Genomic DNA, 15225 nt, shown 5'->3' with positions numbered 1-15225 from the left:
ATCTCGTGAATCCGCCGCAAAGGATCGCGGACATTCCGCGGCAACGTGAGCCCACCTTCAACAGGCCCGCCGCCCCCCACCAAAACCACCTCAAAAAGAAAGTGGCACAGGCGTCTCGCCTGTGTTCAGCGCTGCAAGGCGCAAATGTAGGATAGCCGTCCCGGCTGTCCACCGCGCCGCAGGCGCAAGGATCGCGGACATTCCGCGTCAAAGCGAGCTACCACCCGGGCTCGAGCTCGAGCCGCCTACGGCGCCTTCGTGGCGACGAACTGCCCCTCGATATCCAGTTTCCCGTCATCCCGGATCACGTGAATCCGCCGCTTCTCGTCCACCAGCACCGCCACCCGGTTCTCCCCCAGAATGACATAGGGGTGCGTCCAGTGCGTCGCGGGACCCTCGGTCAGGATGCAGCGCCCGTCCGCCGTGAAGATCCGTGTCCAGACGCTGCCCTCGTGGGTGTAGGCCCAGCGGCCGATAATCGGGTGCATCGGAGCACGCGCGGCCTCCATCATGGGGCGCTGGTCAGCCGGAAACGCCGCCGCAACCGTCGCCCCCGTACTGTGCGCCGCCACCGTAAACGTGTTCATGTACACTGGGGCATTCTGCATCAGCTCCGCGCGCTCGAAAACCGAAAGATCCCGCGTGCTGGAGTCCAGCGGATACGCCAGCAGCGTGTACTCCCCCGGCTGTAGCACATCCAGTTTCTCGCTCTTGCCGCGAAGCGCCCCGGTCCAAACCGCCGGTGAATCCAGCAGCGCGCGTACGCTCGCGATGCCACCGTCGGGCCGCGCGACCTTACCGGGCATCACCAGCACGTGAATCGCGCGGGTCCCCGCCGGCGTGTTCAGGAACGAACACCGCAGCGGAAGGCCATTACCAAGAATCACCGGATCGAGACGCAGCTCGCCGCCGTCCAGGGACACCTCCCGCACCAGGCTGCCACGGTCCCGGGCGGAAAGCACGAGTACGCCCTCGCCGGACGGCGCCCCCGAGATCAAAAACTCCCCCGTCGCGCCGCAGCGGCCTGTCGCGATGAAGCTGCCCGCCTCGCTGTTCATGTACAGCGTGGCCTCGCCCATCACCGGAAAACCCGTTGCGTCCGCGAGCGATCCCGCAATCGCCGACGCGCCGCCCGGCAGCGAGATATCGAGCGTGCCGCCCCCGCCGCCCGTGCGCACCGTCGCCGACGTCCACGCCGCCAGTCGGATCGTCCCATCGCGAGACTCCGCCCGCGCCTCCACCGCGCACGGGCCCGACGCCAGATTGCCAAACCGAAAGCGCCCGTCCGCGTCCGCGCGCGTATAATCGCGAAACCCGTCTCCCCGCGAAAGCACCGACACCACGATGCGCCCCTTCACGGACGCCGGCGCCGTAACCGCGCCCTCCAGCACCTCGCCCCGCCGCAGCGCGACATCGGCCTTCGCTCCCGTGTCCGCCCGGAGCGTCGCGCTGATGTAGTCCGGGTGCCAGAAGGCCAGCGTCGCGTCCCCCGCATACGGAACCCCTATCCGGAACCGTCCGTCTTCGCCGCTTTGCGTCAGACGGTTCGCCTCCCGCTCGAAAAGCACCGGCGGCGTCCCCAGCGTCACCACCGCCCCCGCTATCGGATTCCCCTGCGCATCCAACACCGCGCCGCTGAAATAGTGGTTCGCCGGTTGCGCCAAGCCTCCGCCACACACGCCCAACGCCAGCGCAATCAACCCGAATCGCCAGGAAATAGTGGCGTCCATACGTCCCTCCGTAAGGCCGCTCCCACGGCGCCCCGCCCCGACTCGGGAACCGCGCCCGTGAAACGCTCTTGCCGCTGTAAGGCCGGCGCCCAGTCCGCCAGCCACCAGGGCGAGCATAACACGCAACCGCCACCATGGCAACCCCGGGGACTCGGCATTCCCGCCTGAGACAGCCCGCGCCGGCGGATGGGGGAAGGAAGATCGCGCGGCCGCGCGAACGAACGCACCCCGGGCTGCCCGCGCCGAAAAACAGAGCCCCGGCGGGGCGAGAAAAGAGGCGGCTGGCCGCCGCACTTGCCAAGGCGGGCCGTACGGCGGGCGCGGCAATTGTGCAAGCCCTTTCGCGAATCAGTAGCGCTTTGGCCGCACGGATCCGGCGCCCGCTTCGCAGTGGGAGGCGCCCTTTGGTGACCCGCGCTTTTTCCATGTGCTATGGTGGCGCTGGAAGGAGCACGTGTTTCGGCATGCCACGCTCGCTGGATCGCAACCTGAGCCTGTACCCGGCCTACGCCGCGCTCTTTGCCGCCCATTTCTGGCTCCCGGTGTTCTTCCTCTTCTTTCAATCCCACTTCACGCTGGCCGATGTTCTGCGCCTGGAGGCCATCTACTATTTCGCCGTCGTGCTGCTGGAAGTCCCTTCCGGCTATTTCTCGGACGCGGTGGGGCGGCGGGTCACGCTCATCATCGCGGCCCTCTCCACCGCCGCCGCCCACGCGCTGTTTCTGTTCAGCGATACCTTCCTGTTCTTCGCCGCCGCGCAGATACTTCTCGCGGGAGGCATCGCCTTTAACTCGGGAACGGACACGGCGCTGCACTACGACACCCTGGCGGCGCTGAACCGAAAAGCGGAATATGGCGAGCGGGAAGCGCTCGTCGCGGGGTGGTCGTTCCGGTTGAGCGGGATAGCGGCGCTCGCGGGCGGGCTCGGCGCCGCCCTGGACCTGCGCATTGCCTATGCCCTCTCGCTGGCGGGGGCGCTGGCGTCCCTGGCGATCGTCTGGCGGATGCTGGAGCCGGAGAGCCCGGGCGCGCGGGCGATCTTGAGTCCCGCCGGGTTTCTCAAGCAGATCGGGCGGGCGCTGCGCGAGTTGCGCCAGCCCGCGCTGAGCTGGCTTTCCGGATACGCCGTGTTGATGGTGGTGCTGAACCACCTGCCCTACGAATTCTACCAGCCCTACCTGGACAGCCTCCTGCGGGAGACCAGGGCGGGGTCGGGATCCGCGCCGGCGCTCTCGGGCGTGATCACCCTCGCCACCATGCTCATCGCGGGGCAGGTCGCGGCGCGGAGCATTCGCTTGCGCGATCGGATCGGGCTCGGGCCCACCCTCCTCGCGGGCACGGGACTTCAGACCTTGATCATCGGCACCATGGCCTTCTTCACCCATCCCCTTATCGTGGCGCTCATTCTATTGCGCAGTTGCCCGCGCGCGATCATGACGGCGCCGCGCAACGCGGCGGTGGCGCCGCTTATCGCGCGGGAACACCGGGCAACCTTTCTCTCCCTGGAAAGCCTGGCCGGGCGGATGGCCTTTTCCGGGGTGTTGTGGGGGCTCGCGCACCTGGGCCGGGACGGCGCGTTACAGCAGGTCCTGATGGCCTCCTTCGCGATCGCCCTGGCCGCGCTCGTCCTACTGGCGCTGACGCGGGGACTGCTGAATAAGTCCTGACGCGGCGGCGGAAAGACTCCGCCCGCCGGGAAAAAAAGAGGCTCATCCAGATTGAAGGTACGTCGGCAACGAGAACGGCAAATAGGAGTAGGTTGCTCGGTTCTCATTTCCGGGCGGCGATGCTGTGAGCGGATACGAGATCCCTTGGATCGTGTCTGCAGCGCAGACGGTATATTCGGCAGCAGAACTGAATGCGAACGCACTCTTTCGGCCCGAAGGGCCAACGGAGTTTTCAGCCCCGGGCAACGCCCGGGGTTTGAGCGGCGGGTTTCTTGTACGCCCTGAAAGGGCAGCGCAGTGTTCCCTGGGCGTTGCCCAGGGCTGGGAGCTGCACTGGCCCTTCGGGCCGAAAGACCAGAGGAAACGATCTCGCCAACAGAGGCTCTTACCGGCATACATTGACGGTTCCGGATAATTCGGGCACGGAGAAACGCCTGTGAATAGTCCCGTACGCTCAAACCGGATGAGCCAAGAAAGAGCGCCGCAGCGGCCGAGTTGGGCGCCGCGGCGTGGCGGAAATAGACTATGCCCGGGCGCGCTGGCCCCGGCTGGCCCCGGCGAGGGCCGCAATGATGGCCAGCACGAGCAGGAGGTCGCCCGCGAACCCGCCACCGCCCGCGCCACTGCCAGGCCCGCAAATCGCGGGCGTACCCGCGGGCTTTTCGCCTTCGCCCTCCCCTTCGCCCTCACCTTCCCCTTCGCCCTCGCCACCGGCGGTTGCGCGCATCGGGATGACCACCGACTTGATCTCGCCTGGTCCGACATTGACTGATTGCGAGGCGTCCACGTACCCGTTGGTCCGGCAGACGATGGTATAGGCGTCCGGAAGCACCGTGGGGAAGGCATACACCCCGTCGGTGTTGTTGGTGACGGACTTGAAGGAGCTGACATTCAGGTCCACCGAGACTTCGAGGAGGCGCTTCTGATCGATGCCATCCCAGATGGTGCAAAAGACGCTGCCCGCCAGAATGGCGGAACCCCGCGCCAGGAAGGGCTCGAATTGGCCCGGGCCGTCGATAAGCGCATCGATTTCGGCGGGATCTTCCGTGCCCCAGTCGTTGTTCTGCATCATCACGTCGACATCGGTCTCATTGATTACAGCCACCGGGTCGTTGTCGCCCTTGTCGTCTTCCGGGAGGGGGAAGATCGCGAACGTGTTGAAGCCGCTCTCCGCGTCCTCCGCGTCGCTCAGGGGACGGTCCATTACCTGCGCGGAGGATCGCAGGTAGATGCCCGCTTCCGAGGGATTATCGAACACATTGCGCCGGATCACCGGCACGCCATCCTTGATGTCGATCCCGATGCGCAGGTCTATGAAGTCGCACTCCGCGATCAGGGTTTCACGGGCGCGGCTTCCCTCCGCCAGAATGCCGGTCGCGTCGCGCTTGCGGGCCAACCCGACAAAACGTACCTGGCGGATTTCCATCTTCACATCATCTACGTGCAGCAGGACCTCCCCGCCGGACACCGACCGGATCGTGAGGTTCTCCAATCCCGCGCCTTCCGCGCCGAATACGTTGCCGTCGATGATGGCTTCCGCGCCTTCGCGGCCGCGCAGCGTCACCCCGGGCGGGAGCTCGATTTCGCCGGTATAGATGGCCGATTCGAGTACTATCGACGCGTTGCTCAACCCCAGGCTGGATACCTGGCTGATCGCGAAGCCGATGGTCAGGAAAGGCTGCGATGCGCTGCCGCGCCCCGGCTGATCGAGGCCGGCGGCGGAAACGAAGAACGCGGCGCCCGGATCGTTGGGATCCGTGGGATCGGTGCCGTTCAGGAACTCGCGCAGGTTGTTGATGCCGTCCAGGTCGGTGTCGATGAGCGCATCCGCGGGGTTCAACGGATCCAGCCCGAACATTACCTCGTAGGCATCGGGCAAGCCATCCCCGTCGGTATCCGGCGAATGCGGATCAGTCCCAAGCGCCAGTTCTTCGCAATCGGTCAAGCCGTCGCCATCCGAATCCAGCTCGGGGTCGTCACATTCGCCTTCGCCTTCGCCTTCACCCTCGCCTTCGCCCTCGCCGCCAGCCGGAGCGGGCACGGGCGCGCTGAGCGCCGAAGATCGGAGGTCCGTTCCAATGTCGATCTGAAGCGCCGTGAGATTCGCGCGCAGGCCCGTGGCGGGAATGTCAAAAACCCACCCGCCCGCCGGATCGGCGGACGCCACGCCCAGGAAATCCCGGGCTTCGTCGCTGTCATCCGTATACACTTCCACAGCGCCATTGGGGATCGCGGTTCCAATAAGCTGGCCTCCGCTGACGCTCGCGATGGAGGGCGGGAGTATTCCGCCGTTGGCGCCGTTCAACAACGCGATCGCGGCGCCGCCGTTGTCATGGATGGAATTGCCGGAAATAAGCGTGCGCACAGTGGCTTCACCTTCGACATGAATTCCGTCCGCCACGTTGCCGGAGATTGTGTTGGGGAACGGCAATTGCGGCGGCGATACGCCCTTCATGGCGGCGCGCAAGCCCAGGCGCCCGTCAATTACGCCCTTCTGGAACTCGGAAAAGACGAAAATGCCAATCGATGTGTCGGTGGCGCCGCCATCCACCAGCACCCCGTGCGGGTTGTTCGCAACGGGGTTCCCCTCGGCGTTAAGGCCGATGTGATTGCCCAGGATGAACGTCGATCGGGCGCCCCCCGTGACGTGGACGCCCCCGCCCGCGCTCCCGTTCCCGTTGCCGGCGATCAGGTTGTCTCCGCCGGTCACGCCAAAACCCGCAACAAAATTGAAGCTTGCCCCGTTGTCGATCAGTATGCCGCCGCCAGAATTGGGAAGCGCGGTCAAGCCGTTACTGTCCAGGCCGATGTAGTTGCCTGCGATAATGTTGCCCGAGGTCGACGCGCCCTCGATCAGGATACCCTGAGTGTTGCCGGAGATCGTGTTGTACACGCCCGCGATCCCCGCCCCGACCGCGTTTCCGGAGGCGTTCCCATTAATCCAGACCCCGGCAACGGCATTGCCGAAGGCCGAGGATCCCGTGTTGCCGAGGCGATTGCCGAGCAGTGTGTTCCCATTCGCGCCGCTGCCGGTTATGTGCACGCCGGCGCCGGGGAAACCGACAATCGTAAGACCTTCCACCAGGATGCTCGAACCGGAAAGGGTTAGCCCGCTCTCCGTCTCCGCGAGATTCGACCCGTCGATCGTGATACGCCCCCCGCCGCGGATATTCACACGGAAACTCCCTTGCGGAAGCGGCGGAAGCGCGCTATCCGGGCGGATCGTGCCGCTGGGATCGAATCCAATCCGTACGCGCGACTGCGCGCTGGCGGCGAGCAGCGCTTCACGGAGCGAAATGGCGCCGTCCGCGCCGGGGTCGGCAAGCAGATCCTGCACCGTCGCGGTGGAGGGCGCGTCGGCGACGTCGCTGAGCGTGGTGACCTGCACGGCCGTGTAGCCGGCCTCGCTTTCGGAAAGATCGAGCAGCTCAAGGAACCCAACAAAACCGTCGCTATTCGCGTCTGCCGACGCGAACGCGGTCGCGTCCCGGCCGGTTGCGGCGGTGAACTCGGATTCGGTGAATCGCCCGTCCTGGTTGGCGTCAAATTGGTGGAAGAGCGGCGCGAGCTGATCCGCGTCGCCGGTGAAGGTTATGGGCGCGAGCACCCCGCTCGAAAAAGCGGAGGTGTTGAGGTCCGGGTCCGTCACAGTCGCGGTGATGGTTGCGGCGCTGCTCAGAAAGAGCGGCGATCCGGTGGAGAACAGCCCATCGCCGTCCGCCGTGGCGGTCGCCAGCACGAAATAGCCCTCCTCGCCGTCGAGCGTCTGAAAAACTTCGACAACGCCATTGGGCGCGGCGGTTCCGGTGACAGGCGCGTCGGGGAAAACCGGATCCAGCACCGGCGGGAGTATACCCTGCTGCGCGCCATTCAGAAGCGCGATGCCGGGGCCCCCGTTCTCCGACAGGGAATTGTTTCGAATCGCGTTATGGCGCGCGCCGCCACCGTCCAGAACGATACCGGCCCCGTTGTACCAGACGGTATTGCCAAAGCCGCCTGGACTGCCGAGGACATTGCTTTCCGAGGCGCCTTCAAGCCGGATACCGGCGCCGCCATTCCCGATATCGGCAACAAAACTCGAGCTGGTGCCGATAAAGTTGTTCTGGATGCTGTTGCCGCTGGAATTCCGGAGTACAATCCCGTCTCCGGTGTTGCCGGCGATAACGTTGCCCCCCTGAAAGAGGTTCGACCCGATCGTGTTGACCGAGGCCAACGCCTCAAGGGCGATGCCGTTCGTGTTACCGCCGTCGCCCGGCGAGCCGGCGCCGATGCGGCAGCGATCCACAAAATTGTTGGTGGCGCCCTCGCCGGTAATCAGGATTCCGTTGCGGAATCCCCGAATTACCAGCCCCCGGACCGTGTTGAAGCTCCCCGTGATCCGGATGCCGTCCAACGCGGAATTGCCCGATCCGTTTTCGATCAGGATTCCGGAGCCCCCATCCAGGGTGAGCGGGCCCACAATGCCGGGCAAAGCAGCGGTCACGCGAATTTCGCTGACGCCGCTGAACTGGATGAGGACATCGCCGGTCGCGTTCGCGGCTTCTATCGCCTCGCGGAGGGATATCTCGCCATCGGGCCCGCTGTTGCCCAGCAGCGCGTCCACTGAACTGGTATCGCCGTCGGCAACATCGGATTCCGTCGTGACGGTGACCGTCGCGGCTGCCGCGCCCTTCGCCAACGCCGGCGCCGGCGCTGAAATCAACAGGGCGGCCGGAACAAACAAATACACTGCTGGACGCAAGAATAACATAGTAATTTCTTCCTCTCGTGCCGGTTCGCCCGGCGCACACCCTGTGGCCCGGGGCGCGCGCTATTCCACGCGGCCCCGGCGCGCCCGCCCCGCTCAAAAAAGAGCAAAGCCCGGGCCGTCCGGAGCAATGTTCCGGGCCAGGCGCACCTGCGCAAGCCTCGGTTCAGTGCAGACTCCCGTGCGGGCGGGGTAGTTACTACCCGGATGGATTATACCCGACTATACAAATTCGTGCTCGTGCACTCCAATATAAGAACAAAGCGGAGCATGGCGCCCATGCTCCGCTTTGGACACTACAACTGATCTGCGGGCCTCAGCCGCGGGCGCTCCTCCGAACGGGCAGCCACAGCAGCAGCGCGAGCATGAGCGCCGCCAGCAGGCCATCCATCCATCCGAAAGCGCCAAGGCTTCCCGACGCCGCGCTGCAACTCGGCCCGCCCGGCTTCACGGCCGAAGCGCTGAGCGCCACAATGCGCGATCCCAATTCGCCGGGCTCCAGCGTTATCGTCTGCGTCCTGGCCTCGAAGAGCGGCGCGCTCACCGCAAGGGTATAGGTCCCGGAACGCAACACCGGCACGGCGTAGACGCCGTTGCGCGCCAGCGGTATCGTGACCGACGCGCCCCCGGAACCCGTCACCACCACGGTGGCCGTGGAGATCCGGGACTGCGTCGCGGCGGTCCACACCGTGACATACAGGCTGCCGGTATTCACTGCCGTTCCCGGCGCAAGCACCGGCGACACTTCGACCCGTCCGCGGACCAGGTTTTGCTCGATGAAGTTGACATCGGCGGCGCCCCAGTCGTTCTGCTGCGCGAGCAGCAGCGTGTTGGTGTCGTTGATTACCGCGCGGCCTTCCGTCACGCCGCTGAACAGGTTGGATCCGGTCGATGGATCGTTGGCGTTGCCCAGCGAAACCCCGGAGGCGATCGACGCCGAACTCCGCAGGAACACGCCCGCGATGGACGTATTCTCGAAGGTGCAGCGGCGGATGGCCGGCAGCCCGCCCTCCACGTCAATCCCGATGGAAAGGCTCGTGAACAGGCAGCCGTCGATCATGCTGCCGCGGGCGCGGGCGCCAATCGCCAGGATACCCGCCGCGGGGCGCGCCGCCGATCCGCGGAAAACCACGTTCTCCACGGACATCGCCACATTGTCAATGACCAGCAACACGTCGTCGCTGGTGAAGGCCGCCAGCTCGACATTGATCAGCGCGCTGTTGTCCGCGCCGAAGACGGCGCCTTCGATGCGCGGCAGGCTGCCCACCGCGCCGACCAGCGTAACGCCCGGCACAAGCTCCACATCCTCCGGATAGTTGCCGTCGGCCAGCACGATGCGCACCGGATTCGCGACCGACGGGTTGGCCTGCTCGATCGCGTAGGCGATCGTCGCCCACGGCGCGCCCGAGTCGCCGCCCGCCTCCAGGTTGGCCCCGTTCGGAGCCACGAAGAAGGATACCGCCGGGCTGTTCGGATCCAGCGGATCCGAATCGAAGATGAACTCCTCAAGCTGCGTCAGCCCGTCGCCATCCAGATCCAGATCGGAATCCGGAACGGTCGGGTCGGTGCCGGTCGCCACTTCCACATTATCCGGCACCCCATCGCCGTCGGTGTCGATCAGGGTGTCGTCCGTGCCCAGGCAGGCCTCGACGCAGGCCGAGAGCCCGTCGCCGTCTTCATCCACCTGGTTGGCCGGGTCGGTCGCGCACTGATCCTCACACGGCGCCGGGCACGTGGCCACTATCACCGTGCGCGTGCGCCGCGCCGCAACGTTCCCGCGGCTGTCCTGCACGTCGTAGGTAATGGTGTAGCGGCCCGCAACGCCCGTGTTGACGGACCCGCCGATGGCGATCTCGTCCGTCAGGTTGCCTTCGCAGCCGTCTATCGCGGTGGCGCCCAGCTCTTCATAAACGCCGCCGCACGGCACGTTCACCGTGGCCGGGCCGTTAAGCAGAATCTCCGGCACGGCGTTGTCCGCCACGCGCACGATACGCGTTACGCTCTCCGCGGCGTTGCCGGCGCTGTCGCTGGCGGAGTAAACAACCGTATAGTTGCCCGGCACATCGGTGTTCACACCGCCGGAAACTATCGCGGGTAGCCCGCCATCGCAGGCGTCGGTCACCACAACGCCCGGATCGACAAAGGGTACGCCGCACTCGACCGTGAGGTCGGCCGCGCCAAGCAATTGGATTACCGGCGCGCGCGTATCCACCACTTCAACAACGCGGAAGGCCTGGGTCGCGCGGTTGCCCGACGCGTCCACCGCGTCGTACAGCACGGTATAGAGGCCCGCAACGCCCGGCTCGACCGGGTTGTCAACCACAACTTCAACCGCCGTGTCGCACGCATCCGTCGCGGTGGCGCCCGGATCCAGGTACGGCGTACCGCACTCGATCGTGACGGAAGCCGCCCCGTTCAGCGTGATAACCGGCGCCGCCGTATCGCGCACGGTGACGGTTCGCGTGACCGGCGTCGCGGTATTGCCCTGCCCATCGGATGCGGAGTACACAATCGGGTATACGCCCGGGGTAGTCACGTCGACCACACCGGCCACCGATACAGCCACACTACCTTCGCACGCGTCGATCGCGGTGGCGCCGGGGTCCGTGAAGCCCGTGTTGCACTCTACCGTGACGCTCGCGCTGCCGTTGAGCGTGATGACCGGCGCCGCCGTATCCACAACGGTCACCGTCCGCGTGACCGGAACCGCGGCCTGGCCGCCGCTGTCCGACACTTCGTAAACCAGGGTGTAGACGCCGAGCACGGACGTGTCGACCGAGGAAACCGCGACGCCGTTCCGCGTGACCGTCACAACCACCTGGCCGGAGAGATCGCCATCCACATCGTCGATCGCCGTTACTCCCGCGTCGGTATAGGGGGAGCCGCATTGCGCGGTAACTTCCGCGGATCCGTTCAGCGTCAGGACGGGCGGAGCAAGATCCACAAAGACAGCCGGGCTGAAGGCGGACGTATTGCCGTCCGCGTCCGTCGCCGTGGCGGTCACATTGAGGCCAACCACTTCAGCCAGATCAATCGCGCTGAAGAATGCCCCGTCGCCATCGGCGGCAACCGTATCCAGGTAGAGGCGGCCCTGGCCGTCCTCGCTTGCGTAAATATCCACCGTGGCGCCCGGCGCGGCCGTGCCGATCACCGATCCGAGCATCGTGATTTCAGGCGCGGCGATGTCCGCGTTCGCACCCGACGTCAGCGCGATGCCCGTGGCGAAATTCCCGTGTATGCTGTTGAGGCGCACCGTATTCCGGAGGCTCGCCGCGCCATCGACCAGAACGCCGGCGTTGCCGTTGCCGCTGATCGTGTTCGCCGCCAGCGGATCGTCGCCGCCGACCGTCGTGTCCGTCGCGCCGTCCAGGATGGCCACGCCGTTGCGCACGTTGCCCAGGCTCCCGGCGCCATTCGCGTCCAGGCCGATAAGGTTCGCGGCGATCAGGTTGCCCGACGTACCGGCGCCCGAAACGAACACGCCCGTCGTGATGTTCGACGAGATGACGTTGCCTTCGCCTTCCTCGACGCCGCCAACCGCGTTGTCGCTGGCGCCGGCCACCAGGCTGACGCCGGTGGCGCCATTCGCGACCGCCGCAACGCCCGCGCTGTCAAGACCGATGTAGTTGCCGAGAATTCGGTTGCCCGACGTCCCGGTTCCCGTCAGGAAGACGCCGCTGCGGATGTTCCCGGAAAGTATGTTCCGGTCGCCCGCGTCCGCCCCGCCAACGAGGTTATCCGAGGCGCCATTCTGGATCAGGACGCCGTGGTTGTTGTTCCCCAGCGGCGCCTGGCCGTTGGTGCCGATGAAGCAATCCGCGATCAGGTTGCCCGTGGCCGCAGCGCCGTCAATCTCGACGCCGCTGCCCGGGAACCGAACTATCGCCAGCCCGCGGACCACGTTGTCCGCCGAGACGATCCGGAGACCCGCGATCGAGCCGGCCAGGCTGTTGCCGTCCAGGGTGATCTGCCCCCCGCCATTGATGGTCGTCTCGCCATCGGCCAGGTTCGGCAGGCCGCCGCTAAGCAGGATCGTTCCCGTCACGCCGAAGTTGATCGTGTCCGCGCCCGCCCGGTTGTTCGCCGCGATGATCGCTTCCCGAAGCGATATCGCGCCGTCCGCGCCGGGATTCGCAATCAGGTGCGCCGGCGACATGGTGTTGCCGTCCACAACATCCTGCAGCGTCGATACCGTGGATACGTCGGTGTTCAGCGGAATGACCTCCACGATTACCGGCGTGGTGGACACCGTTCCAACGGCGTTGGTCACGACGCAACGGTAGATTCCTCCGTCTTCGATTCTTGCGCCGTTGTTCTGGAGCTGATTCGTATTCGATCCGCTGAATACACCGTCGTCGGCCACTGGAACAAAGTCACTGCCGTCCTCCACGTACTCCCAGGTGTAGACCAGCAGCTCGGACCCGGCCGCCTCGATTGTGAGGCTGAATGGATCGCCTTCCGCAACGCGCAACGCCGATGGGGGGGTGACGATCGAGGGTGGAGCGACTACCATCGGCGCCGAGAATTCGGACGTGTTGCCGTCGCTGTCGGTTGCCGTCGCCGTTATGTGGCTGAGATTGGCCGCGGCGACAGCGGAAAGATCGAGGTCAAACGAGAAGTTGCCGGCGCCGTCCGAGACGCCCGTACCCAGATACAGCCTCCCTTCGTCCGCATTGTCGCCATACAGGTCAATAAACGAATTCGCCGGGCCCGTCCCGATTACCGGGCCGATGGAATTGATAACCGGCGGGGCGATGTCATTGTTCACGGGAGTCGCGCCGGGAAGCGCTTCCTTCTGGAGGACGATCCCCTTCTCACGGTTGCTGAAAATCGAGTTGCCGCGCACCGTGTTCCGCTCCGTGGTGCGCTGGCTACCGCCCTTGATTCGAACCCCGAAGCCGCTCTGGCCCGTGTCATCCGTGAATCCAACGCCGCTGAACGCGATGATGTTGCCTTCCCCCGGCCCAACGCCACCGATGATATTGTCGATCGCGCCCTCAAGCAGCGTTATGCCGTTAAGGCGGTTCGGCAGCGCCGCGGTCCCCGTCGCCGCCACCCCGATCCGGTTGCCCTGCACGATGATATCCCGCGTGGCCGATCCTATGACGCTGCGCGCAATTCGAATGCCGTCCCACTCGTTCGCCGATATAACATTACCCTGGCCAGCGCCGCTTCCACCAATACGTATATCCCGAGACCCGGAATTCACCAGGATGCCGATCACGGAGTTGGGCACAGCCTGCGTGCCCGACGCGCTCACGCCGATATGGTTTCCTTCGATATCCACCCCCGAGGCGTCCAGCAGGATGATGCCATCATCGAAATTGCCTGAGATAACGTTGCCTTCTCCCGCCCCCGAGCCGCCGACGAGATTCCGGTCCACGCCGAAGAAGTTTCCGATAATCTGAAGGCCGGAATCGTCATTGGGAATCGCCGTGGACCCCGTCACGTCGGTCCCGATGAAATTGCCCTGAATGAGCGCGCCCGCGCTGTCAATGATTGTCATGCCGCGCGTACCGTTGCCGGAAATCACATTGCCGGCGCCGGGCGCGCCGACTTCGAGGTCCAGGCAGAAGTCCGCGAGCAGGCCCCGGTAATTGCCGCCAAAGGATTCGCCGTCTGGCAGGAGACCGATGACGTTGTTTTGGAGCCGCGTCGCTGTCGTAACTAAAAGCCGCACCCCGCCGGGGCTCCAGTTTCGAATTCCCGAGACGTTGTGCCCGGCAATCACATTCCCCTCCTCGGGTGTCGGCCCGCCGATAAGATCATTGACCGAATTAATAATCCGGATGCCGGTAACATAATTGCCCAGCCGTTCGCCCGCGCTGTTCACGCCGATCCAGTTGCCCTGGATTCGATTGTTGGCCGAATTGGCGATAAAAATGCCGTGGCCGTAAAGCGAATAGAACCCGTACCCGCAATTGTCGTCGCAACCATCGCTGGTCATCCCGTTGCCCGAGATAATGTTCCGCTCACCCTCGCCCGGCCCGCCGATGATGTTTCCGTGCGCTCCATTGATGATGGCGATTCCGCTGAAGGCGTTGGGAACCGCCGTTTCGCCGGTTTCATCCGTGCCGATATAGTTTCCAATGATCGTATTGTTGGTGGTGCCGGCGCCCGTGATCAGGATCCCGTGCCCGTAGTCTTTGGCCACCATGTTGGCGTCCACATCGGAGTCGCCGTTGCCCGAGATGATGTTGCGCGCCTCCTCCGTTGTCCCGCCTATCAAATTGCTGTGCGCGCCGCCCGTGATCAGAATGCCGTGCTCGTCGTTGTTCGCGTCGCTCGAACCATTGGTTCCGATATAGCAGCCTTGGATAATATTGTTGCTTGCGGTGGGGCCCCGGAGTTCAATCGCAACACCCGGTAGGTTCGCAAAGGCTACATTGATGATCTTGTTGTTCGGGCTCGCAATCACAAACCCGCCTTCCCGGGGGTTCACATCCTGCAATTCCTCCGCCGTCAGAAAGCCATCTCCATTCAAGTCCAGATCCGAGAAGTCTTCGTCGCTAAGGCCCCGCTCAAAGCGCTGGTTTTCGAAGAGGTCCGCCACGCCATCCGGGTTTTCGCTGAAGATCCCCCGCGCCTCGGAAATGCTCAATCGGTCGTCCGTGGGAGACACATCCAAGGCCGCAAACGCACTGTTCAGAAGGCTCGCATAGCCCGAGATCCGATCCCCGGCGCTCGTTCCATCCACCGTGAACCGCCCCTCGCCGATTGACATGATCGTCACACCCGCCGGATCCGTCAGTGGCGGGTAGTGGGTGTAGTGCTTCGTCGACATGCCGCCGGGCAGCAAGATGATGTCGTGCCCCGGCAGGGCGTTGGCTTCCTCGATGGCGGATCGCAACGTTACCTCGCCGGATCCCACCACCCGCTCCGCGATCCCGTCGCCAGGCCGCGCATCCGGGTCATCCGCCCAATCGTCATTCCCCACCTCTACGACGGAGAGAAAGTTGACGGTGAACGTCTCCGCATACGCTATGGCGCCGGTGCAGGCGAACGATCCAAGAATAGCAGCCGTCCAGAATCTTGCCCCGAGAGTTCTCTCACTAAGTAGTCTGTACATGTTTACACCTTA

At 65.0% G+C, this 15225-nt stretch carries 4 protein-coding genes; 1 reads left to right on the top strand and 3 read right to left on the bottom strand.

The genetic code is table 11. From position 1 onward, the window contains the following. Nucleotides 1-245 precede the first annotated feature (245 nt). Nucleotides 246-1730 (bottom strand): carboxypeptidase regulatory-like domain-containing protein, encoded by a 1485-nt coding sequence (locus KF886_17655; protein ID MBX3179184.1) that lies wholly within the window; start codon nt 1728-1730, stop codon nt 246-248. Nucleotides 1731-2194: 464 nt separating this feature from the next. Between KF886_17655 and KF886_17650 the strand changes: the two genes are divergently transcribed. Continuing rightward, nucleotides 2195-3397, top strand: coding sequence for an MFS transporter (locus tag KF886_17650; protein ID MBX3179183.1), 1203 nt, complete (start codon nt 2195-2197; stop codon nt 3395-3397). 523 nt (nt 3398-3920) lie between these two features. Here KF886_17650 and KF886_17645 read toward each other — a convergent pair. Both KF886_17645 and KF886_17640 read right to left on the bottom strand, forming a co-directional pair. Beyond that, entirely contained in the window at nt 3921-8147 is a 4227-nt protein-coding gene (locus KF886_17645) for a hypothetical protein (GenBank protein MBX3179182.1), read from the bottom strand. 313 nt (nt 8148-8460) lie between these two features. Beyond that, entirely contained in the window at nt 8461-15213 is a 6753-nt protein-coding gene (locus KF886_17640; GenBank protein MBX3179181.1) for a DUF5011 domain-containing protein, read from the bottom strand. Nucleotides 15214-15225: the final 12 nt, after the last annotated feature.

The sequence above is a fragment of the Candidatus Hydrogenedentota bacterium genome, assembly GCA_019637335.1.
In the GTDB taxonomy this organism is placed as follows: domain Bacteria; phylum Hydrogenedentota; class Hydrogenedentia; order Hydrogenedentales; family JAEUWI01; genus JAEUWI01.
The sequence above is the reverse complement of the archived record's forward strand: the minus strand, read 5'-3'. Positions and strand labels throughout refer to the sequence as shown.